Annotated in this window: 17 protein-coding genes; all 17 read left to right on the forward strand. The window is 52.5% G+C overall.

The window, feature by feature from the left end:
• Positions 1-6: 6 nt before the first annotated feature.
• The 17 genes from BLT02_RS07160 to ilvC all read left to right on the forward strand — a co-directional run bounded on the left by BLT02_RS07160 (position 7) and on the right by ilvC (position 21,745).
• Positions 7-1,833 carry a hypothetical protein gene (locus BLT02_RS07160; RefSeq protein ID WP_092992994.1) on the forward strand — a complete coding sequence of 609 codons (1,827 nt, stop codon included), beginning with the start codon at positions 7-9 and terminating at the stop codon, positions 1,831-1,833.
• On the forward strand, positions 1,830-2,804 hold the full coding sequence (locus BLT02_RS07165; protein ID WP_092992996.1) for a hypothetical protein: 975 nt from the start codon (positions 1,830-1,832) through the stop codon (positions 2,802-2,804). Before BLT02_RS07160 ends, BLT02_RS07165 begins: the two co-directional genes overlap by 4 nt.
• 95 nt (positions 2,805-2,899) lie before the next feature.
• Entirely contained in the window at positions 2,900-4,726 is a 1,827-nt protein-coding gene (locus BLT02_RS07170) for a DUF2194 domain-containing protein (RefSeq protein ID WP_092992998.1), read from the forward strand.
• Positions 4,727-4,808: 82 nt separating this feature from the next.
• The gene (gene pelF, locus BLT02_RS07175) at positions 4,809-6,224 is read left to right on the forward strand and encodes a GT4 family glycosyltransferase PelF (RefSeq protein WP_092993000.1); all 1,416 of its coding nucleotides are present in this window, start codon (positions 4,809-4,811) and stop codon (positions 6,222-6,224) included.
• On the forward strand, positions 6,212-7,738 hold the full coding sequence (gene pelG, locus BLT02_RS07180; RefSeq protein WP_092993002.1) for an exopolysaccharide Pel transporter PelG: 1,527 nt from the start codon (positions 6,212-6,214) through the stop codon (positions 7,736-7,738). Before pelF ends, pelG begins: the two co-directional genes overlap by 13 nt.
• A gap of 33 nt (positions 7,739-7,771) precedes the next feature.
• On the forward strand, positions 7,772-9,229 hold the full coding sequence (locus BLT02_RS07185; RefSeq protein WP_092993004.1) for a DUF4832 domain-containing protein: 1,458 nt from the start codon (positions 7,772-7,774) through the stop codon (positions 9,227-9,229).
• Positions 9,230-9,547: 318 nt separating this feature from the next.
• Complete coding sequence (rplS, locus tag BLT02_RS07190; RefSeq protein ID WP_092993006.1) at positions 9,548-9,910, forward strand: 50S ribosomal protein L19; 363 nt, start codon at positions 9,548-9,550, stop codon at positions 9,908-9,910.
• A gap of 73 nt (positions 9,911-9,983) precedes the next feature.
• On the forward strand, positions 9,984-10,988 hold the full coding sequence (gene ylqF, locus BLT02_RS07195) for a ribosome biogenesis GTPase YlqF (RefSeq protein WP_092993008.1): 1,005 nt from the start codon (positions 9,984-9,986) through the stop codon (positions 10,986-10,988).
• Positions 10,973-12,064, forward strand: a complete 1,092-nt coding sequence (locus BLT02_RS18205) for a ribonuclease HII (RefSeq protein ID WP_092993010.1) — start codon at positions 10,973-10,975, stop codon at positions 12,062-12,064. Before ylqF ends, BLT02_RS18205 begins: the two co-directional genes overlap by 16 nt.
• A 381-nt stretch (positions 12,065-12,445) precedes the next feature.
• Positions 12,446-13,675, forward strand: coding sequence for a ribose-phosphate pyrophosphokinase (locus BLT02_RS07205; RefSeq protein ID WP_092993012.1), 1,230 nt, complete (start codon positions 12,446-12,448; stop codon positions 13,673-13,675).
• Between the two features lie 407 nt (positions 13,676-14,082).
• Complete coding sequence (gene der / locus BLT02_RS07210; RefSeq protein ID WP_092993014.1) at positions 14,083-15,432, forward strand: ribosome biogenesis GTPase Der; 1,350 nt, start codon at positions 14,083-14,085, stop codon at positions 15,430-15,432.
• Between the two features lie 128 nt (positions 15,433-15,560).
• Complete coding sequence (locus tag BLT02_RS07215; RefSeq protein WP_092993016.1) at positions 15,561-16,244, forward strand: glycerol-3-phosphate acyltransferase; 684 nt, start codon at positions 15,561-15,563, stop codon at positions 16,242-16,244.
• A 194-nt stretch (positions 16,245-16,438) separates the two neighbouring features.
• The gene (tyrS, locus tag BLT02_RS07220) at positions 16,439-17,680 is read left to right on the forward strand and encodes a tyrosine--tRNA ligase (RefSeq protein ID WP_092993018.1); all 1,242 of its coding nucleotides are present in this window, start codon (positions 16,439-16,441) and stop codon (positions 17,678-17,680) included.
• Positions 17,681-17,708: 28 nt separating this feature from the next.
• Complete coding sequence (ilvB, locus tag BLT02_RS07225) at positions 17,709-19,364, forward strand: biosynthetic-type acetolactate synthase large subunit (protein ID WP_092993020.1); 1,656 nt, start codon at positions 17,709-17,711, stop codon at positions 19,362-19,364.
• A 13-nt stretch (positions 19,365-19,377) separates the two neighbouring features.
• Positions 19,378-19,863 (forward strand): acetolactate synthase small subunit, encoded by a 486-nt coding sequence (gene ilvN / locus BLT02_RS07230; protein ID WP_092993022.1) that lies wholly within the window; start codon positions 19,378-19,380, stop codon positions 19,861-19,863.
• Positions 19,864-19,987: 124 nt separating this feature from the next.
• On the forward strand, positions 19,988-20,554 hold the full coding sequence (gene ilvN, locus BLT02_RS07235; protein WP_092993047.1) for an acetolactate synthase small subunit: 567 nt from the start codon (positions 19,988-19,990) through the stop codon (positions 20,552-20,554).
• Positions 20,555-20,665: 111 nt separating this feature from the next.
• Positions 20,666-21,745 (forward strand): ketol-acid reductoisomerase, encoded by a 1,080-nt coding sequence (gene ilvC, locus BLT02_RS07240; protein WP_278277399.1) that lies wholly within the window; start codon positions 20,666-20,668, stop codon positions 21,743-21,745.
• The last annotated feature ends 312 nt before the right edge of the window (positions 21,746-22,057 follow it).

The raw sequence follows: 22,057 nt of genomic DNA on the forward strand, positions 1-22,057 counted from the left end.
AAAACGATGGATACTATTCTACTGACCGGGAAAACAGACCTTTTTCCGTTGGAATCATTAAAATATATCGGGGAGATGTTTCATGTCCTCGTAACCGGGCGGCTTGTAAAAAACCGGGAAAAAAACTTACCGGCCGGCGTGCGTGCGCTTCCGGTCGAGCCTTCTGACAGCGATTTTCAGAAGGTTTTTGAGATTGGCAGTATCAAGGCTGTCTGGCACATCGGAAGCTGTGCCGACGGCGGTCATATTTCTGATGAGACAGAAGACATAGAGAAAATACTGAGCTGCTGTGCCAGATACGGGATTCCGAGACTGGTCGTTCTGACAGAGCCCGGAGATCCGGTGAATTACAGGAAACTGATCAGCAAATGGACCATTCCCGGCCCGGGAGCTTCTCCGGTAGACATAGCTGCAGTGTATCTTCCCCTGATCACCGGCAGCGGGAGCAGAGGCAGGATGAACCGTATTTTCAGCGCGATGCGGAGACAAAAGACCATCTGCCTGGAAGGAAATGCGAACAGACAGATTTCTGTCCTTTCCATCTCTGATCTGTGTGCCCTCCTCATGAGGATGACGGATGAGACCTGGTTCAATCCGGGGATCTATACGGCAAATGGAAGCCTGGGACAGCAGGAACGGCTGCGGGAGATCCTGCTCTCGATCCGGCCGGATGCCAGAATTATTTATCTGGACGACCAGGAAAAGGGCAGGAGAACTGATCAGACAGATGCTGCCCGTTTCCGTATACCCTCCGCGAAGGAGATTCAGTTTGACGGATCACTGGGAGAGATCTACCGCCTGCCGATCTCCCCTGACTGGGACAGGGAGATCCTGGCCCAGTACAACTATATTCTGGAAAAACCTTCGGAAAAGGCATCAGCCGGGAAAATGGCTTCAGGTTATCTGAAGCAGTTCGGCAAGGCGGCGGCGACAGTGCTCGATCTTGTCGTCATGTTTGTGATCGCCGAGTATCTCGCCAGGATCACTTCGGATTCCGTCTATTTCAAGATCGTGGACGTCCGCCTTTTGTTCGTCATCCTGATGGGCCTGATGCACGGACTCATGATCGGGACTGTCGCGGCTGTCCTAGAATGCATCATGCTGGTCATACGATACAGCGCGATCGGGATATCCGGTCTGCTCCTCTTCTACAATGTGGAGAACTGGATCCCTTTTGTCTATTACCTGACGGCGGGAATCATCTGCGGTTATACACATCAGAAGCATGTACAGCAGATGAAGTCGGTCTCCACGGAAAATGACCTGATCCGGAATAAATACCTGTTCCTGAACGAGGCTTACCGCGCCAGTGTGAGCGACAAAAGAGAACTGCGTGAGCAGGTACTCAGTGAAGAGGAAAGCTACAGCAGGCTTTACAGCGCTATGAGGCAGATGTCTCAGCGCACACCTGAAGCGGTATGTGTGGAAGCAGTGAATGTATTCCGCAGGATCCTCAACAATAATACTGTCTTTGTCTATGAGCTCGAACCGGGCGGAAAGAAGGCGGATCTTCTTCCATTCTGCAGAGAAAATGCATCGGGTATCAGCCTCTCTATGGACCGGTATCCTGAGATGATGCAGGTGATCAGTAAGGGAGGAACATGGAAAAACACCGGTTTTCTCGAAGGTGCCCCCATGTATGCGTCCCTTATCCGTTACAGGCGCTCTGCGCATGCATATAAGGGAGTACAGGATATCGCCCTGATCGTGACCATTGAGCAGGCGGATCAGAATCAGCTGAACCTCTGGTACATGAATCATTTCTCAGTTATGTGCGGTCTTTTGAAGGACGCCCTTGAAAACGCATCGCTGCGGGAAAGGGTTCTCGAATGATACTCCTTTTAATGTTAATCCATCTGGTGCTGGCCCTGGCAGCCTTTGGCGGCCTGAGGGCCGGAAGGCTTCATTTTGCCCCTTCCCTTTTACCTGCCCTTTTCCTCCTCCCTCTCTGGGGACCCATGTTTGTTCTGGTCTCAGAAATGCATTATCTGGGAGGTGAGAAGGCGGATGAGGAGCCTGAGTCGAGGCGGTTTGACATCACGGATGAAGTCTATCGAAGCATAAATATGGAATCCGGAAGTGTATCGGAAGTCCGCCCGATCGAGGATGTACTTGAGACCGGGACTCCGATGCAGAGAAGGCGGCTGCTTTTGTCTGTCCTTCATTCCGGAGCCAGCCCCTTTGTGAGATCCTTGAAGACCGCGGGTGTCAATGATGACACCGAAGTCGTCCACTATGCTGTGACCGCTCTGGTTGAACTGCGGAGTGAGTATGCCCAGAAACTTGCGGACATGGAGGAAAAATATACTGCCTGCCCGTCAGATGTCGGGATCATCAGTGAATACGCCGCTCTGGATGAAGAATATATCCGCAGCGGCATTCCCGAAGCCGGCGAGAAAGCCGAACGACTCGCGCACTGCAGGATGATGCTTGAAAAAGAACTCAGCTATTATGACTGGCAGCGCACCGAGAGAGGAACTGGCGCAAATCGACCTGCATCTGGTTCGAAGATGCCCTCAGGAGCAGCCTTTTACGGCAGTTCAGGTGACCCCAAAAGGATTTCTCTCCTTTTACGGATCGGGGAGGTCTGCCTGATGCAGACAGATTCCGATGCTGCCGTCAGGACCGCCCGCGCTCTTATCAAAGAAGCTCCGGCCAGGGAGGACGGGTATCTGATGATGATCAGAGCCTTGTCCTTATCCCGTGACGGTAAAGGGATTGCCGGGATCATAAGGACAATCAGGGAGCAGGGGATCTACCTGTCTCCTTCAGGACGGAATCAGGTCGATTTCTGGGAACTTTGATCTTTTACTCACATCTGAATGAGAGGCTGCCGCATCCCGGACAGAGGTCCTTATGACAGCGGCCCTTATATAGTAAAAGAGGTCTTGATCACTATATGAAACGAAAGAAAAAACTGCGGTTTATTTACCTTCAGGTAATTCTTGCCGTCTACATCATCATGTTCGGCGTCGTGCTGTCCGTTGGCAGAAATGTTCTGTACAGCTCCAAAAAAAGCATGCTTTCCATACTCAATGAAAATGATTTCAGCGGGAGCGTGAGTCCGGAGAAGGCGCAGACAGTTTTGATCTGGGAAGGTGACGAAACCGGAAAGGATGCCAGGACTGAGATGACGGCCATTCTCTCACAGATGAGGATCCCTTTCACGGAAACAGAAGCTTCCGGTTTTACTGAAAAGGATCTCTCCGGCAGGAATACTGCTGTCCTGGCTGTGACAGATCTGAACCTTCTGGGCAGCAGGCTGACCAGCCTTTTGAACTGGGTGATTGAGGGAAATTCTCTTTTGTTCCTTTATTCTCCAGATAATGAAGCCGGATTCATTGCCATAGCCGACAGGCTGGGAATTACAGGTGTCGGCAATACTCTGTCCAAGGTCGAAGGACTTCATTTTACCAGCAGTATCATGCCGGGAAGCGGCAGGGATCTGGCGGTTTCAGACCCTTACAGGTCCTCTCTGGAGGTCACTCTTGATGATGAGTGCGAAGTCTTTCTGGAGGCGGCGGGCTCGTCTCAGACACCCCTGATCTGGAGGCGGAAGCTCGGGGATGGTACAGTCGTTTTCGACAATCTCAACTTCCTCGAAAAAGCCTACCGGGGGTTCCACTGCGCGGCTTTCAGTCTCTTAAACCGCGACTGCATCTGGCCGGTAATCAACGGGTCGACTTTTTACATCGATGATTTTCCGTCTCCGGTCCCGGAGGGGGACAGCCAGTTTATCCAGAGTGAATTTGGAATGGACATCAAGGATTTTTACACTCATCACTGGTGGAAGGATGTCTATAATCTGGCCAAAAAATACAATATCCGCTATACGGGACTGGTCATTGAGGACTATTCCGGTCAGGTGAGCGGTGTTTTCCCCAGCAACAAGGATATCACCAGGTTCCAGTACTTCGGGAACATGCTTCTGCGCGAAGGCGGGGAGCTGGGCTTCCATGGATATAACCATATGCCGCTGGTCCCTGAAAACTTTGATTATCTGGGTATGTATGATTCCTACAGGCAGTGGGTGAGCGTCGACGCCATGAGGGACTCATTGAATGAACTGGACAGATTCTGCCGGGAGCTTTTCCCTGAAGAGGAATTCCACGTCTATGTTCCTCCTTCGAATATAATCTCAGAGGAGGGCAGAGCCCTTTTGGCTGAGGACTTCCCTCAGATTCGGGCGATCGCCAGTCTTTACCTTCCTGACGACAACGATGTCTCCTATTCCCAGGATTTTACAGTCACAGAGGATGGAATGGTTCAGACGCCTCGTATCATTTCCGGCTATGTGCTGGATGAATACATGCGTACAGCGGCTATGAGTGAGCTGTACTTTCACTGTGTCAACACCCATTTCCAGCATCCCGATGATACCCTGGATACAGACAGGGGCGCTGCCCTGGGCTGGACCGAGCTTTTCAGACGTCTGACGGATTATGTGGAATGGCTTCACAATGCCCTCCCCCAGCTCAGGAACCTGACCGGGAGCGAACTGACAGGGGCTGTCCAGCGCTACGACAAACTCCAGATCAGACGTGAAGAAGATGACAATTCGATCCATTTGAGCCTGGGCGGTTTTAAAGATGAAGCCTGGTTCTACCTCAGGGTCAATGACGGAAAGCCCGGGCGTATGACCGGGGGGACGATCAGCCAGGCTGCTGACGGACTGTATCTGGTCAAAGCGACTATGCCGGAAGTGGAAATTGAGATCATCAGATGACGGTCAAATCTGGAAATACTATACGATTTGGAAATACTATAACGATCTGAGAATACTATAATTGGAGGTCATACCTGCCAACATGAGAATATGCGTGATCCTGGAGGGATGCTATCCCTATGTGACAGGAGGCGTTTCCTCCTGGATGCATCAATATATACAGGCCATGCCTCAGCACGAGTTTGTTGTCTGGGCGATCAATGCGGATCCTTCGCAGAACGGGAAATTCCGCTATACGCTTCCGGACAATGTCGTTGAGATCCGTGAGGTATCTCTGACCGGAACGGTTTCCGGCAGGACAGGATCCAGGCACAGTCTGAAACTGGACAATGAAGAACTACAGGCCCTGCGGGCCCTGGTCGAGTGCGACAGACCCGACTGGGAGGTCCTGTTCCGGGTCTTTCAGGAGAAAAATACCTCTCCTGAGGATTTCCTGACAAGCCGGTATTTTGTCGATATTCTCTCCGACCTGTGCAGGGAATCATATCCCTATACTGCTTTTTCTGATTATTTTCATACAGTGAGGTCCATGCTGCTTCCCCTGCTCAGGATCATGTGTGCGGATGTGCCCAAGGCGGATATCTATCATACGATCGCCACCGGGTACGCGGGAGTCCTGGCAAGACTGGGCAGCTACCGTTTCCATGTCCCCTTCATGCTCACGGAGCACGGCATCTATACTCGTGAGCGCGAGGAGGAGATCATCCGGGCGGACTGGGTCCTCCCGGATTTCAAGGACCTGTGGATACGGTTTTTTTACATGCTCTCTTCTGCGGCCTACGACGGTGCCACGATGGTCACAAGCCTGTTCCGCAGGGCAGGTCTGACCCAGGTCGAGATCGGCGCCGACCCCGGAAAATGCAGATCGGTCGCGAACGGGATCCATTATGACCGCTTCAGCAACATTCCGGTAAGAGAGCATGACGAGACCGTTAATATCGGCGCCATTCTCCGCATTGCTCCGATCAAGGATGTCAAGACCATGCTCTATGCCTTCGCGGAGGTGGAGCAGCACATCCCGTATGCGAAGCTCTATATTGCAGGCCCCGAGGATGATTCGGAATATGCGTCCGAATGCCGGAGCCTTTTGAAACAGCTGGGGATCCGGGGCGCTGTGTTTATGGGCACGATCAATGTGCTCGAACATATGGGAAACTTTGATTTTACAGTCCTGTCCAGCATTTCAGAGGGGCAGCCCCTGTCCGTGCTGGAATCCTTTGCGGCAGGGCGTCCCTGCGTGACCACGGATGTCGGCTGCTGTAAGGAGCTGATCTACGGAGAAGGGGACGATAACCTCGGACAGGCGGGATACTGCGTGCCGCCCATGCAGCCGCACGCGCTTGCCAGAGCCATGGAGGATATGTGCCACAACAGGGCCAGACGGCTGCAGATGGGCAGAGTCGCTAAGCGGCGCGCCGCGGAGTATTTCCGCCATGAAGATATGATCAGCCATTATCTGGAAACGTATGAGGAGGTATTTCACAGATGGCAGGCATAGGATTCAGCCTGAACAGGCTTTTTCAGAAAAAAGGAGTGCTGAATCTCTGCCGCGCCTATGCCTACGCGGGCGCGGTCGCGATCGGCCCCATGGTCATGGGTGTGTGCCTGCTGATCGGGATCTCCTTTGTATCCCAGGTCGCTGGAATGCCCCAGAACGAGCGGGAGATCATGAACTGCATGCTGACTTACAGCCTGCTGGTCTCTCTGTTCGTATCGAGCTTCTTTAACATGATCCTCACCAGATATATTTCCGATATGCTCTACGAGGGAAAAAGAGAGAGGGTCATGCCTTCGTTTTTCGGGGCTTTGGCGATCATGCTCCCGATCTGCTTTGTGGGATACGGGATCTTTCTGACTTTTTCCGGTGTACCGATCGTATACAGGATCGTGAGCATGTGGTTTGCCATGATCATGATCGTCGTCTGGACCCAGATGAACTATCTGTCGGCCCTCAAGGATTACCGCTCGATCGCCCTGGGATTTGCGTCTTCGATGCTGACCGGTTTTCTTCTGGCTCTGGTACTTGCCATGATCAGGCGCGGAACGGTTCTGAGCCTGATGTTCTGTGTGATCTTTGCATACGGGATCATGGGCACCTGGTATCTGATCCTGATGCTGGGATATTTTCCCCACGGGAAGGGCAGCCCCTTTACTTATCTGCGGTGGTTTGACAAATGCCGGGCTCTGGCATTTACGGGGGTCTTTGTAAACCTCGGTCTCTACGGCCACCTGATGATCATGTATTTCGGCCCTCTCCACCGAAGGATCATGGGGCTGTTTTTTGCTGCCCCAAGCTATGACATTCCTTCATTGACAGCATTTTTTTCCATTCTGATCACGACGATCAGCTTCGTAACTTCTGTGGAGGTCAGATTCTATCCGGAGTACCGCCAGTACTACAGCCTGTTCAATGACAAAGGTTCGATCAGCGATATCGAGGCAGCGGAAGACAGGATGGTCGAGGTGCTCAGCAGGGAGCTCAGTTACTGCGGATGCAGACAGATCGTCAGCACGGTCCTTTTCGTCGTTTTCGGCGGTTTTATCATGGATATCCTGCCTCTGGGTATGATGGATCTGGGCAAGGGAATATTCCGCACGCTGTGTGTGGGATATGGTCTCTATGCCATCGCCAACGCACTCATGCTGATCCTTTTGTACTTTGAAGACTACACAGGGTCGGTAGCTGCGACGGGCGCATTTGCTCTCGTCGCCAATTCCATCACGATCTGGCAGGCAGCCAGGGGAGATACGGCATATTACGGCTGGGGCTTTATGGCGGGCGCTATCGTGTATTTCATAATCGCGCTGCTGCGCCTGGAGTGGTCGACGCGGCGTCTCCCCTACCTGCTTCTCGGCAGACAGTCCGCTGCCTCCGCCCAGGATTCCGGGCCCTTTACCTCTCTGGAGAACATTCTGACCCGGATCGACAAAAGATCGAAAATCTCAGAAAAAATGGCCAGACCGGTCCTGTTGGACGGATCGAGAAAGGCAGTGCGCCCCCGCAGGAAATGATGGTTCCGGCCTGCGGCTGCAAGGAAGGTTACTATGAAAACATTCATACGCAAGAAGCTTCCCTTCATCATGATCATCTTACAGGTGATCATGATCCTTGGAATTCTGCTCTACATTGTCCCGGGACGTTACAGGCTGTATGACATCGTCCTTTATGATGCGTCGGAAAGCGTTCCGGCCAATCCCCTGATCGGTTATGCTCCGTCTGCCCTGGAAACAGAAGCCTGTGAGAACACAGACCTCGTGTTCATAGAAGTCCGCTTTTCGGAATGGGAACCTCAGGAGGGCATATTCGATACAGCTTCTCTGGAAGAAAAATTTCATATCGCGGAATATAAGGAAAAAAACAAGCTTGCCGTCCTTCGCTTTGTCTGTGATGTCCCCGGAGAAGAAGGGCATATGGATATACCTGACTGGCTGTACAGGAAGACAAATGACGGCCAGTCCTATCAGGATGCTTCCGGTGCAGGATACGCGCCGAATTATGCAAATGAGGACTTTATCAAAGCCCATAAAGCGGCTCTGGAAGCTCTTTCCTCGTGGTGCCGGCAGGACAGCTTTGTAGCCTATGTGGAGATGGGGTCTGTGGGCCATAACGGAGACTGGAATGCCTGGGCAGGTGTCAGTCCGGAACTGGTGCCGGGAGAGACGGTACTGGAGCAGTACGCCGCGCAGTACTCGCAGGCCTTCCCCAGGAAGGGAGAGATCCGGGTCCTGAGCAGCGGCAGTGAAGAACTCACTAAGACCTCCGGCTCCTGGAGAGATTTTCTCGGAGATCACACGCAGGTGTCCGACTGGTGCAGAGAGACTGTCGCTGTCCATTCCAGTTATGACCAGGAAGCCCCTGCTGAAGCGGGCGGCACAGGGGCAGAGAGCAAAGCGGCGGACAGCCTGAGCAAGGCAGACCAGACCGATGAAGAGAACAATGATCTCTGGAAGAAGGCTCCAGTCGGCGGAGGAATGACAGATTCGATCTCCATGGGCGAACTGTTGATGGAAAAACTGTCGGATACCCTGAAACAGAGCCGTTCCAGCCACATCTCTTTCATAGGCCCGAACTGCCCGGACAGGGATCAGCAGACCACAAACGGCAGTGAGATGATCCTCCGCAATGTCGGTTACTGTATCTACCTCAGCCGTCTGCAGAATACGGTCGACTATATAGATGATGAGCTGCTGTTTCATTTCACCTTTGCCAATATAGGAGTGGCTCCCCTTTACTGGGACTGGCCTGTCAGGATGTATGTCTATGACAAGGGCGGATCCTGCATTAAAGAGCAGATTCTCGACCTGAAGCTGTCCGAACTTCTCCCGGGAAAGGAGATCACGACCATCGGCAGAGTGCCCTATTCCCGCGAACTGCTTAAGGGATACAGCATCGGCATAGCCATTACGAGTCCTGATGGGACAAAGCATATAACCCTGGCCCAGAAGGGGGTGATCCCCAATCAGAATGGAGTCCACCGGATCTACAAAAAGGTGAGGTATTAGAAAACTTAAAAAGGCTGAAAAAGTATGGAGTTTTGCGCAAAGTAACTCTTGCGCAATTCCAATATATGTGGTAGTTTATTAACGTTGTTTTTTGTAAGGCGGCTCAGCCGCGTATTCTGTTCACTTAAGACGGTCCTCTGCCGGCCTGCATATTTATGGCCGCACAAATCTTTTGTACATTTTTCTGCATACAAAGAGAAGCGGCAAAAGCAGGACAGGAGATATGAAAAGGGCTTCCCGGGATAAGAGTATAAGAGCTCGGAAATCCTGTCCGGGAGCGATAAAAGGCAAGAACGTCCGGCGTGGAAAGGAGATTTTATGAATTTCGAGATCATTAAAGAACTTGAGAAAGAGCAGCTGAAGGCGGAAGTTCCTCAGTTTGCGACAGGCGACACTGTCCGTGTCCACAACCGCATCAAAGAAGGTACCAGAGAAAGAGTACAGATCTTTGAGGGTACTGTTATCAAGATCCAGGGCGGCGGCGCAAGGACGACTTTCACCGTCAGGAAGATTTCCAACGGCATCGGCGTTGAGAAGACCTGGCCCATCCATTCCCCCAACGTGGAGAACGTTGAAGTTGTCCGCAGAGGTAAGGTCAGAAGGGCAAAACTGTTTTATCTGCGCGGCCTGAGCGGCAAAAAGGCGAAGGTCAAAGCCAGAATCGACGACAGAAAGAAATAATTGTTTGTTATGGACACCCTCTGGAGTGCCGTGCCGTTCCGGCACGGCACTCTTTCTGTAAGGAGAATAAAATATGGATGTGCAGTGGTATCCCGGCCATATGACAAAGGCCAGGAGGATGATGGAAGAGAACATCCGGCTGGTCGATCTGGTTATCGAGCTTGTGGACGCCAGGATCCCCCTGAGCAGCCGGAACCCGGATATTGACGCTCTCTGTAAGGGAAAGGGCCGCATAGTCTTTTTGTGCAAGGCGGATCTGGCAGACCCTGTAAAGACAGAGGCCTTTCTGGAATATTTCAGACAAAAGGGGATGTTTGCTGTCGCAGCGGATGCGCGGGAGAAAAAGGCGGCAGATCTCGTCAGGAGATTTGTCCAGGAAGCCTGCCGCGAAAAGATCGCCCGGGACAGGGCGAGAGGAATAGTCGGCAGACCGCTCCGGGCTATGGTGGCAGGGATCCCCAATGTGGGCAAATCGACATTTATCAATTCCTTTGCCGGCCGCGCGGGCGCGAAGACCGGAAATAAACCGGGTGTGACAAGGGGCAAGCAGTGGATCAGGATCGGCGGAGATGTCGAGCTCCTCGACACACCGGGCATCCTCTGGCCCAAATTTGACAATCCCCTGATCGGTATCCGTCTGGCCCTTTCTGGAGCGATCCGCGACGAAATCCTTGATAAGCATGAGCTGGCTGTCTGGCTCCTTGGCTTTCTGCAGAAGGAATACCCGGGAATCATTGAAAATAAATACATTCAGAATGCTGCCGTGGAGACCCCCGGAGAGGAAGAGACGGCGGAAGCCCTTCTGCTGAGGATCGCAGCGGCCAGAAAGCTCCTCATGAAGGGAGGAGAGCCCGACACGGAACGGGCCTGTTCCATGCTGATCGATGACTGCAAAAACGGCAGGATCGGCCGCATCTCCCTGGATGACCCCGCTCAGGCGCCGGCCATGGACGAGGAGAGGATCCGGGCCGCCTCACAGTCTGAAAAGCAGAAGACTGCAGGCAGGAAAAATTACAAGGCAGGGAAATCCGGAAGGAAGGCTTCGGAAGACAGAGGAAAGCCATGGAAGAAAAAATGACAAAAACGGAGATCGCCAGACAGAAGCGGGAATCCAGAATGCGGGCGGAAATGGAGCGCGTGGAGAAGATGCGTTCTTTTGAGCGGGACGCTGTCCGCGCCGCGGGCGGCAGCGGACCTGTCTGCGGGATCGATGAAGCCGGCCGCGGTCCCCTCGCAGGACCGGTCGCGGCAGCCGCTGTCATCCTTCCCGAAGACTTTGCCCTTCCCTGGCTCAACGACTCCAAAAAGGTGACGGAAAAAAGAAGAGAAGTCCTGTACCGCCAGATCACGGAAAAGGCTGTCTCCTGGGCGGTCGTCATGGTCCCCCCGGAGCGGATCGATGAGATCAATATTCTCCAGGCGACCTATGAGGCCATGCGCAGCGCAGTAAGCAGGCTGTCTGTCCATCCGGGCGTTCTTGTCAATGATGCCGTAACGATCCCTGACGTGGACATCCTGCAGGTACCGGTCATAAAAGGAGACGCCAGATGTATTTCTGTTGCTGCCGCCAGCATCCTTGCCAAGGTGACCAGGGACGCCTATATGAAAGAGATGGACCTCAAATATCCGGTTTACGGCTTTGCCGGACACAAGGGATACGGGACAAAGACACACTGCGCGGCGATCCTGGAGCACGGCCCCTGCCCGATCCACCGCAGGAGCTTTCTGGGCAGGCTCCTGGCCGGCTCGGCCTGGGACCTGCATGATCTGCAGGAAGCCGCAGATCATCCCTCATCCCGGGATATGGGACGGATCGGCGAGGACCAGGCTGTCCGTTTCCTTGAAAAAAAGGGTGTAAGGATCCTTGAGCGGAATTTCCGGGCACGGCAGGGCGAGATCGACATCGTCGCCAGCCAGGAAGGGGTCATTGTTTTTGCGGAAGTCAAGTACCGCAAAAATCTGCGCTTCGGAGACCCTGCTGAGGCAGTGGGACCGGAGAAACAGAAGAACATCTGTGAAGCCGCCCTCTATTACCTCCACAGGAGGGGATACAGCACACAGACTCCCGTGCGCTTTGACGTCCTGGCGGTGACCGGGGAAGGGATCCGCTGGATCAAAGACGCCTTCCCCTTCCCTGCAGACGGACAGCTATAGGGCGAATCGTTACAAGTCACAACTGCGTCAGCCTGGAGGTGTTTTCACGTGTTTTTTGCGTGAAAACCCGAGTTAAGCGGCGAATGCCCATCCCCGAAAGGGGATTTGGAATGGGCATTCGCAACGTTACTGGTCACAACCTGGTCAGGTTGTGGCAAGTAACGGCGGATCGGGTGTTACTGTCTTCTGTCTTCGGGCTTGCTCTTTTTTGCATATACGGGTATGATAGGGGCATATCCCGGAATTTTATCTTATTTTTATCTTAGTTTGATCTTTGATAACAGTCAGATAACAGCAGTCAGGATCATCAGCAGTCAGGATTATCAGATTATCATTTGAATCATTCCGCTTATTTTCTGCTGTCCTGAAAAAGGAGAACACATGTCTTCAGATACTTCACTTTATCAGATGCTCGACAGAAGCATGCCGGTCGCTCCGCTCGCCATTATTGCACTTCCTTCCGCGACCGAATTAGGACAAAAAGTCAGCCAGTACATTTCTTCTTTCCGCAAGTCTGTGGACGAAGAGGGAGGTGCTGTACCCTTTCACGATGATTATTATAAGGATAATTATCTGCTGAACGTCAGTCTTGAGAGATCGCCCACCGGTGAAGGCAGGGCGGTTCTGCTTGAGTCCGCGCGGGGTAAGGATGTGTTCATCCTGGTAGATGTCATGAACTGGACTGTGACCTATCCTATGAACGGGTTTATAAACCATATGTCTCCGGACGATCATTTCCAGGATCTCAAGCGTGTCCTTTCCGCCATACAGGGCAAGGCAAGACGCATCACTGTCATCATGCCTTTCCTTTATGAGGGACGTCAGCACCACAGGGGAATGCTGGAATCCCTTGACGCGGCCAACATGCTCAATGAGCTGTTCGATCTGGGAATTGACAATTTTATCACCTTTGACGCTCATGATCCCCGGATCGCCAGTGTGGCGCCTCTTGATAATTTTGACAATTTTGTTTCTCCTTACCAGTTCCTGCTTGCCCTTCTGAAATCAGTGGACGATCTTCATGTGGACAAGGAACATGTCGTTGTGATCAGTCCCGATGAGGGCGCCCTGGACAGGACTGTCTACTTCGCGAATGTCATCGGAGCCGATACCGGTATGTTTTACAAGCGCCGCGACTATTCCCGGATCGTGGGCGGCAAGAACCCCATCGTTGCTCATGAGTTTCTGGGTACAAACCTCGCCGGCAAGGATGCCATTATTATCGATGATATGATCTCCTCCGGCGGCAGTATGCTCGATACTTCCCGCCAGCTCAAGGAACAGATGCATGCGGGAAGAGTCTTTATCTGCACCACCTTCGGTCTTTTCACAGACGGACTCGAGGCCTTTGACAAGGCTTATGAAGCGGGCTGGTTTGACAAGGTCGTCTGCACCAACCTCACCTGGCTCCCTCCCGAGCTCCTCGAGAGGCCTTATTTCGCGGTTGCCGATATGAGCAAATACCTGGCTACGATCATCGATTATTTCAATCACGATGCTTCTATTTCCAATATCATGGTGTCGACACACAAGCTTCAGGAGCTTCTGATGGAATACAACAGTCATATGAGAAAAGCCCTGAAGAATTCAGAAGTGGACAGCCTGGAGTAAGGCTCATTTAACCATTAATCTGTACACTCTGCTTGTCTTTCTACTTGATTGCTGTGTCAGAAAGCCTCCCTGTACCCCGGTACAGCTGCGTTTTCTTCCTTGCACTCAAGTAGAAATCCATCGCATCATGTACAGTTAATTGCTTAACAGAGCCTGAACCACGCAAAAAAGCCTCAGGCTTCGAGGCAGTCTGAACGTAATGTAAAGTCACACTCATTCAGGAGTGTGGCTTTATCTTTCATGTTCAACTCGTGTTCAGTTTGTTCAGATTTCATTTTTACTTGCCATGTAAGTCATTCTCGGATAGAATGGAAAGAACGCTTCTGTTCAGTACTAAGAATATTTTCCCGGAATTCAATTTCCGGAACAGATGCGGACGTCTTTTTTTGGAAAGGAACAGGTCTTTTATGGCAAAAAGAAAAAGAAAGGCGATCGTTGCAGTCGTTGGCAGGCCGAATGTGGGAAAATCCACGCTTTTCAATGCCCTGGCCGGAAGGCGCATCTCGATCGTTGAAGATACGCCGGGTGTCACCCGCGACAGGATTTATGCAGACTGCAGCTGGCTGGATAAAGAGTTTACACTGATCGACACCGGCGGGATCGAACCGGATTCTAAGGATGTCATTCTTTCGCAGATGAGGGAACAGGCTCAGCTGGCGATCGATATGGCGGATGTGATCCTGTTCATGGTCGACCGTTCCACGGGAATGGTGGACGCGGACAACAAGGTCGCGGACATGCTCAGACGTTCGGCCAAACCGGTAGTCCTCGTGGTCAACAAAGTGGATAATCCCGCTAAAATGTCCGCGGATATCTACGAATTCTATAATCTCGGGATCGGAGATCCCTGGCCGGTCTCCAGCGCCAACAGGACAGGCCTGGGGGATATGCTCGATGAGATGGTCAAGTACTTCCCGGAGGATTCTGCCGAGGGGGAGGAGGACGACGCCGTCCGCATCGCTATCGTGGGCAAACCCAATGTCGGCAAATCCTCGATCATCAACCGCCTGATCGGACAGAACAGAGTGATCGTCTCCGATATAGCCGGGACGACCCGCGACGCGATCGATACCCGCGTAGCCTGGCACGGAAAGAAATATGTCTTTATCGACACCGCCGGGATCCGCCGCAGGAACAAGATCAAAGAAAACTTGGAGCACTATATGATCGCCCGCAGCGTCGGAGCTGTCGAGCGGGCGGATATCACGGTCCTGGTGATCGATGCCTCAGAGGGAGTGACCGAACAGGATGCCAAGATCGCCGGCATCGCCCATGAGAGAGGCAAAGCGGTCATTATCGCTGTAAATAAATGGGATCTTGTTGAAAAGGACAACCATACCATGAAGGAGTTTACGGAAAACATCCGCAGAGTCCTTTCCTTCTTGTCCTACGCAGAACTGATCTTTATTTCCGCCGAGACAGGACAGCGCCTGGTCAAGCTCTATGATATGATCGATATGGTGCATGACAATCAGAACCTCCGGGTCCAGACCGGGGTCCTCAATGAGATCATCAATGAGGCCTGCGTGCTCCAGCAGCCCCCCTCCGACAAGGGGAAGTCTCTGCGGATCTATTACAGCACCCAGGCGGGAGTATCCCCTCCGACTTTTGTCCTGTTTGTCAATGATAAAAAGCTGATGCATTTTTCTTACCAGCGTTATCTGGAGAACCGGATCCGTGATTCTTTTGGCTTCAGGGGAACACCCATGAGATTTGTCATCCGGGAAAGGACAGACAGGAACGGAAAGAGTACATGACACAGGTACACTGCTCGAACTCAATATAAATGTAAATTCAAAAGCGAATACAGGAAACAGATTCACAGCAGTTGATCTACAGCGGTTTATTCTTTATAAAAAAGAACATTTCTTCAGGAGGTGTCTAAATGAATCAGCTTATTGTTTTGCGTATCGTCTGTCTCGTGATCGGATATGTCTTCGGCCTTTTTCAGACCGCCTACCTTCTCGGGAAGAGCAAGGGGATCGACATCCGTGAACACGGGAGCGGCAACGCCGGGACCACAAATGCCATGAGGATCCTGGGCCCCAAAGCCGGCCTGACGGTTTTTATGGGTGATATGCTCAAGAGCCTCATCGCCATTCTGCTTGTCGGCGCCCTGTTCGGCAAATCCCACCCGGAGGCCGTCTATCTGCTCAAGGTATGGACCTTTGCCGGGGTCGTGCTGGGTCATGACTATCCCATTTATATGGGCTTCAAGGGCGGCAAAGGCGTCGCGGTCATGGCGGGGTTCGTCTTCGGATTCCACTGGTCCTTCATCCCCACCGGGCTCCTGCTTTTCTTTATCCCTTATCTGACTACCAAGTTTGTGTCGCTCGGATCCCTCCTTCTCTATCTCGGGACCTGGATCCAGCTCATTATTGAAGGCAGGATGGGCATGTTCGGAATCAGCGGCGCAATGTTGATAGAGATCATTGTCATCCAGGGCATTCTGACATTTATGGCCTGGTACAGACACCGTGAGAATATCGGCAGACTGTTGGCGGGAAAAGAGCGCAAGACCTATATTTTCAAACGCAATGCCGAGCAGCTTGACCTGGACAAAAAGTAAACGGGAGATTTGAGGTAAACTCCGGTCCTTCTGCAGGATCCTCAGGCATTCTGCCTGAGACCGTTTCAAAGATTATCTCAAGAACTATCGCAAGGATTATTTCAAGGTTTATTTAAAATATAAGGTTTATTTAAAATACAAGGATTATTTAAAATACAAGGATTATTTAAAATACAAGGAGACCAGATTCAACGATGGAAAAAAACAATCACATTTTCGAGGAACTGCAGGCGAGAGGGCTTCTTGCCCAGCTGACCGATGAAGACCAGATCCGGGATCTGGTCAACAACGGAAAGGCGACCTTTTATATCGGCTTTGACCCCACTGCGGACTCTCTTCACGTCGGTCACTTTATGGCGCTGCTTCTGATGAAGCGCCTCCAGCAGGCCGGCAATAAGCCTGTAGCCCTGGTCGGCGGCGGAACAGGTATGATCGGCGATCCCTCCGGGCGCCAGGACCTGCGCTCCATGATGACCGTGGAGACTATTGACCACAACTGCGAGTGCTTTAAGAAGCAGATGAGCCGTTTTATCGAGTTCGGACCCGACAAGGCGCTCATGGTCAATAACGCTGACTGGCTCAGGGATCTCAATTATATCGAATTCATCCGGGATATAGGCGTCCATTTTTCCGTCAACACAATGCTCAGGGCCAGGTGCTATGAGCAGAGGATGGAGAAGGGACTCTCCTTCCTGGAGTTCAACTACATGATCATGCAGGCCTACGATTTCCTCTGCCTGTATGAAAAATACGGCTGCAACATGCAGTTCGGCGGCGATGACCAGTGGAGCAATATGCTGGCCGGCACCGAGCTGATCCGCAAAAAGCTCGGCAAAGACGCCCATGCCATGACCATCACCCTCCTCCTCAATTCCGAGGGCAAGAAAATGGGCAAGACGGCCAAAGGCGCCGTATGGCTCGACCCCGACAAGACCTCTCCCTACGACTTTTATCAGTACTGGAGAAACATCGGAGATGCCGATGTCCTCAAGTGCCTGCGCATGATGACCTTCCTGCCCCTCGAGCAGATCGACGAGATGGACAAGTGGGAGGGCGCCCAGCTCAATACTGCCAAGGAGATCCTGGCTCATGAGCTGACGACCCTGGTCCACGGCGAAGACGAAGCCGCAAAGGCGGAGAAGGGGGCGAAGGCTCTCTTTGCCGCAGGCGGAGCGGGCAATATGGAAAATGTCCCTGAGCTCATCCTTACAGATGAAGATCTGGAAGACGGCAGCATCGGGATCCTCAGCGCTCTGGTAAAGAGCGGCCTCGAGAAATCCCGTTCAGACGCCCGCCGGGATGTCAAACAGGGCGGCGTGACTGTGGACGGTGAAAAGGTGACCGACATTGACGCAGTCTTTAGCAAAGAAGCGCTGGAAAAAGGCATTCTGATCCGCCGGGGCAAAAAGAACTACAAGCGCCTGCGCGCACAGTAAGTACAGCGATGCCGGAAAGGAGGAGCACATGAATTGTGCCGATGCTTTGGTAAAATGTCTTGAAGCAGAAGGTGTCGAATATGTTTTCGGCTATCCCGGGGTGGCGATCACTCCTTTCTATAACAGTATTCTGCAGACAGATATCCATACAGTCCTGATCAGACAGGAGCAGTCCGCGGCACACGCTGCCAGCGGATACGCCAGGATCTCCGGAAAGGTCGGCGTCGCAGTCGTCACCAGCGGCCCCGGAGCCACCAACCTGATCACAGGGATCGCGACAGCCTTCGCGGACAGCATTCCCCTTGTCTGTATCACCGGACAGGTGGACAGCCAGATGATGGGGAGCGATGTATTCCAGGAGGCGGATATTTCCGGTGCCTGTGAGTCCTTTGTCAAATACAGCTACATCGTTCGAAATGCGGCGGACATTCCCAGGATCATTAAGGAAGCTTTTTATATTGCCAACACCGGACGCAGGGGCCCGGTCCTGATCGACCTGCCCATAGATGTCCAGCTGGAGACGATCCGCCACTTTGAGTATCCTGAGACGGTCAATCTGCGCACCTACAAGCCCACTGTGATGGGCCATGCTGTTCAGATCAAAAAAGTCATCACCCAGCTCGAGAGGGCGAAGCGCCCGATCATCTGCGTGGGCGGCGGTGTGCATCTGAGCCATGCCTCCAAAGAGGTCCTGAAGTTTATTGAAAAAAATGACATCCCTGTTGTCTGCACGATGATGGGCCTGTCCGCAATTCCGACCGAACACCCTCTTTTTTACGGCATGGTCGGCAATAACGGCAAACCCTATGGAAACCGCGCGATGAACAACGCGGATATGGTCATCATGGTCGGCGCCCGCGTCGCGGACCGTTCGATCAGCCAGCCGGATCTCATACTGGAAAACAAGGTACTGGTGCATATCGACGTCGATCCTGCCGAGATCGGCAAGAATGCCGGGCCTACGATCCCTCTTGTCGGGGATATCAAGCATGTTTTTACCGAGTTTAACAAGATCGACTTTAATGCGGACTATATGGACTGGATCGACCAGCTCGACGGATTCAAGGACGAAGCCCGCAATGCCAAGCGCCGCCGCATGTTCCAGCGCGAAGAGGATATCCTGACACACAAGAAGGTGTTCAAGGGCGTCAATCCCGTGAACTTTATCCGTCAGCTCTCCCTCGCTATGGAAAAGGACGCCATTTATGTGGCGGACGTTGGGCAGAATCAGATGTGGTCCTGTTCAAACTATATTGCCAGAGAGGGCCGCTTTATGACCAGCGGAGGCATGGGGACCATGGGGTATGCCCTTCCCGCGGCTATGGGGGCCAAGATCGCTGCTCCCGACAAACAGGTCGTGGCGGTCTGCGGGGACGGCGGCTTCCAGATGACCATGCAGGAGCTGGCGACGATCACTCAGTACCAGATCCCTGTCAAGCTCGTCATCCTCAAGAACACTGTGCTCGGACTGGTGCGCCAGTATCAGCATTACAACTATAAAGACAGGTTTTCCGTCATTGACCTCGGTGATAAGCCGGATCTGTCCATGATCGCGAAAGCCTACGGCATCGAATATCTCAAGGTGGAAAACAGCAGACAGGCCGATGAGAAGATCGCCGCTTTTCTCGAAAAGGATGAAACCATGATCCTTGAAGTGACTGTCGACCGCGAAGAGCTTTGCTGAGGAGGGTGTCGAAATGAAGAGAATATATTCGATTCTTGTTGAGAACCACGCCGGCGTCCTCTGCAAGACAGCAGGACTGTTCTGGCGGCGCTGTTTTAATATTGATTCCATAACCGTCGGAGAGACGGACGACAGGGATGTCTCCAGCATGGTCATTGTCAGCACCGGGGATGAGAGGACGCTGGAGCAGATTGAAAAACAGCTGAACAAAAAGCTCGATGTCATCAAGGTAAAGACCTTTGATGAGACAGAGAGCATCAACCGCGAGCTCCTGCTGGTCAAGATCAAATACAACCGCGGCAACCGCAGGGATATCATGGACAACTGCCAGATCATGGGAGCGAAGATCGTGGATATGTCCAGGAACCTGATGATGATCGAAATGTGCGATACACCGGAGAGAGTGGCGATTTTTATTGATACACTCAAGTCGGTCAGTATCGTTGAAATGACGAGGACAGGCGTACTGGCAATGACCAAGTGCGGTGAAATTAGCTGAATGGCGTTGACTTTAGCGCGACACAGCGATATAATTGGGAATCGCTTTTACTGAACAGAACAGAACGCATAATAGCGTATGAAAAAGCATAAAAGCGTATGAAATGGAAGGAACCGGCAGCATTATGAGCAAAACTGGAGAAAAACAGAATAAGGTCTTTCAGATCCTGGTCGATAACAATTCCGGTGTTCTGAGCCGGATCGCAGGTCTGTTTACAAGGCGCGGGTACAACATCGAGAGTATCACCGCCGGTGTCACTGCGGATCCCAGGATCACGAGGATCACCATCGTGACTTCAGGCGATGACGATATCATGGAGCAGATCGAGAAGCAGGTCAGCAAGCTTGTCGATGTGCGGGATATCCATGAACTGAAACCTGAAGAGAGCGTTTATCGTGAACTGGCAATGATCAAGGTCAGGGCGGATGCCTCCCAGAGGGAAAATGTCATCGCGCTCGCCAACATCTTCCGCGGAAATATTATCGACGTCTCTCAGGAAAGTCTGATGATCGAGATCACGGGGAACTCGGGCAAGGTCGACGCCTTCATCAGGCTGATCAACGGGTACGAGATCCTCGAGCTGGCGAGGACCGGCGTGGCCGGACTCGGCCGCGGGACCAAGAATGTGATCTATATCAATGACCTTCGCCTGGGCGCGGGAATCTCCGAGGGTCCTGAAGACAGGCAGTGAGCCTGAAATGGGGCGGCAGACCGGTAATCTGTGTGATCCGGGTAAGATAATAATAAGATAATAAATGTTAGTGAGGCTGTCTTCCATTCAGAGGGAGAACGGCTTTGCCATATAAATCGGTTACACGCTGTTTATTCAAAGGTATTATGGAGGAAACAAAAAATGTCAGATGCCAGGATTTTCTATCAGGAGGATTGCAATCTTTCTCTTCTGGAAGGCAAGACCATCGCGATCATCGGTTATGGCAGCCAGGGCCATGCCCATGCACTGAACCTCAAGGAGTCCGGATGCAACGTCATCATCGGCCTGTATGAGGGTTCCAAGTCCAAGGCAAAGGCTGAGGCACAGGGCCTTACCGTTTACAATACTGCGGAAGCCGCTAAAAAGGCAGACATCATCATGATCCTGATCAACGATGAGAAGCAGGCAGCTATGTACAAAAAGGACATCGAGCCCAACCTCGAGGCAGGCAACATGCTCATGTTCGCACACGGCTTCAACATTCATTTCGGTCTGATCAATCCCCCCGCGGATGTCGACGTCACCATGATCGCCCCTAAGGCTCCCGGACACACTGTCCGCAGTGAGTTCCAGGCAGGCAAGGGAACCCCTTCCCTCGTTGCTGTCCAGCAGGATGCCACCGGTCATGCCCTTGACATGGCACTGGCATATGCGGCAGGTATCGGCGCTTCCCGCGCAGGTGTCCTTGAGACCACCTTCCGCACCGAGACCGAGACTGACCTCTTCGGCGAGCAGGCTGTCCTCTGCGGCGGCGTCTGCGCCCTGATGCAGGCAGGCTTCGAGACCCTGGTGGAAGCCGGCTACGATGCCAGAAATGCATATTTCGAATGCGTCCACGAGATGAAGCTCATCGTCGACCTGATCTACCAGTCCGGTTTCGCCGGAATGCGCTACTCCATCTCCAACACGGCTGAGTACGGCGATTACATCACCGGCCCCAAGATCGTGACAGACGAGACCAGAAAGACCATGAAGAAGATCCTCAAAGACATCCAGGACGGTTCCTTCGCCAAGGAGTTCCTGCTTGAGATGTCCGAAAATGCAGGACAGCAGGTCCACTTCAAGGCTATGCGCAAGCTCGCTGCCGAGCATCCTTCAGAGGTCATCGGCGCTGAGGTCCGCAAGATGTACAGCTGGAACAAGGAAGAGGATAAGCTGATCAACAACTGATTTTTTCAGGCCAGATGAGACATAACAGGTAAAAATGGAAGAAGCCGGAAACGGCTTCTTCTTTTTTGCCCGGGGCTTGTGGTTGAGGGGACGAACCATAGTCGGCAAGTGTCTCTTCGACTTCAATATGTCTCGTGTAGATGTACTAAGACAGTCAATGTGCGTCGGGAGGGCCGGCTTTAACTCGAATTCCGAGTTGAAGACTCGGAATTCTCAAACACGGACGCCTAAAATGCCCGTCTGTGAGAGACGGGCATTTTACCCTCCCTCCCGCACATTTCCCGTCAAGTACATCTAACACTCGTCATAATT

Source organism: Sarcina sp. DSM 11001 (assembly GCF_900101015.1).
In the GTDB taxonomy this organism is placed as follows: Bacteria; Bacillota; Clostridia; order Lachnospirales; family Lachnospiraceae; genus CAG-791.

Coding starts and splice junctions, on each gene's coding strand:
- ylqF (WP_092993008.1), top strand. CDS start 9,984: ATGGATGTGCAGTGGTATCCCGGCCATATGACAAAGGCCAGGAGGATG.
- ilvN (WP_092993022.1), top strand. CDS start 19,378: ATGAAGAGAATATATTCGATTCTTGTTGAGAACCACGCCGGCGTCCTC.
- BLT02_RS07185 (WP_092993004.1), top strand. CDS start 7,772: ATGAAAACATTCATACGCAAGAAGCTTCCCTTCATCATGATCATCTTA.
- pelF (WP_092993000.1), top strand. CDS start 4,809: ATGAGAATATGCGTGATCCTGGAGGGATGCTATCCCTATGTGACAGGA.
- der (WP_092993014.1), top strand. CDS start 14,083: ATGGCAAAAAGAAAAAGAAAGGCGATCGTTGCAGTCGTTGGCAGGCCG.
- BLT02_RS07205 (WP_092993012.1), top strand. CDS start 12,446: ATGTCTTCAGATACTTCACTTTATCAGATGCTCGACAGAAGCATGCCG.
- BLT02_RS18205 (WP_092993010.1), top strand. CDS start 10,973: ATGGAAGAAAAAATGACAAAAACGGAGATCGCCAGACAGAAGCGGGAA.
- BLT02_RS07165 (WP_092992996.1), top strand. CDS start 1,830: ATGATACTCCTTTTAATGTTAATCCATCTGGTGCTGGCCCTGGCAGCC.
- ilvB (WP_092993020.1), top strand. CDS start 17,709: ATGAATTGTGCCGATGCTTTGGTAAAATGTCTTGAAGCAGAAGGTGTC.
- pelG (WP_092993002.1), top strand. CDS start 6,212: ATGGCAGGCATAGGATTCAGCCTGAACAGGCTTTTTCAGAAAAAAGGA.
- ilvN (WP_092993047.1), top strand. CDS start 19,988: ATGAGCAAAACTGGAGAAAAACAGAATAAGGTCTTTCAGATCCTGGTC.
- rplS (WP_092993006.1), top strand. CDS start 9,548: ATGAATTTCGAGATCATTAAAGAACTTGAGAAAGAGCAGCTGAAGGCG.
- BLT02_RS07160 (WP_092992994.1), top strand. CDS start 7: ATGGATACTATTCTACTGACCGGGAAAACAGACCTTTTTCCGTTGGAA.
- BLT02_RS07170 (WP_092992998.1), top strand. CDS start 2,900: ATGAAACGAAAGAAAAAACTGCGGTTTATTTACCTTCAGGTAATTCTT.
- BLT02_RS07215 (WP_092993016.1), top strand. CDS start 15,561: ATGAATCAGCTTATTGTTTTGCGTATCGTCTGTCTCGTGATCGGATAT.
- tyrS (WP_092993018.1), top strand. CDS start 16,439: ATGGAAAAAAACAATCACATTTTCGAGGAACTGCAGGCGAGAGGGCTT.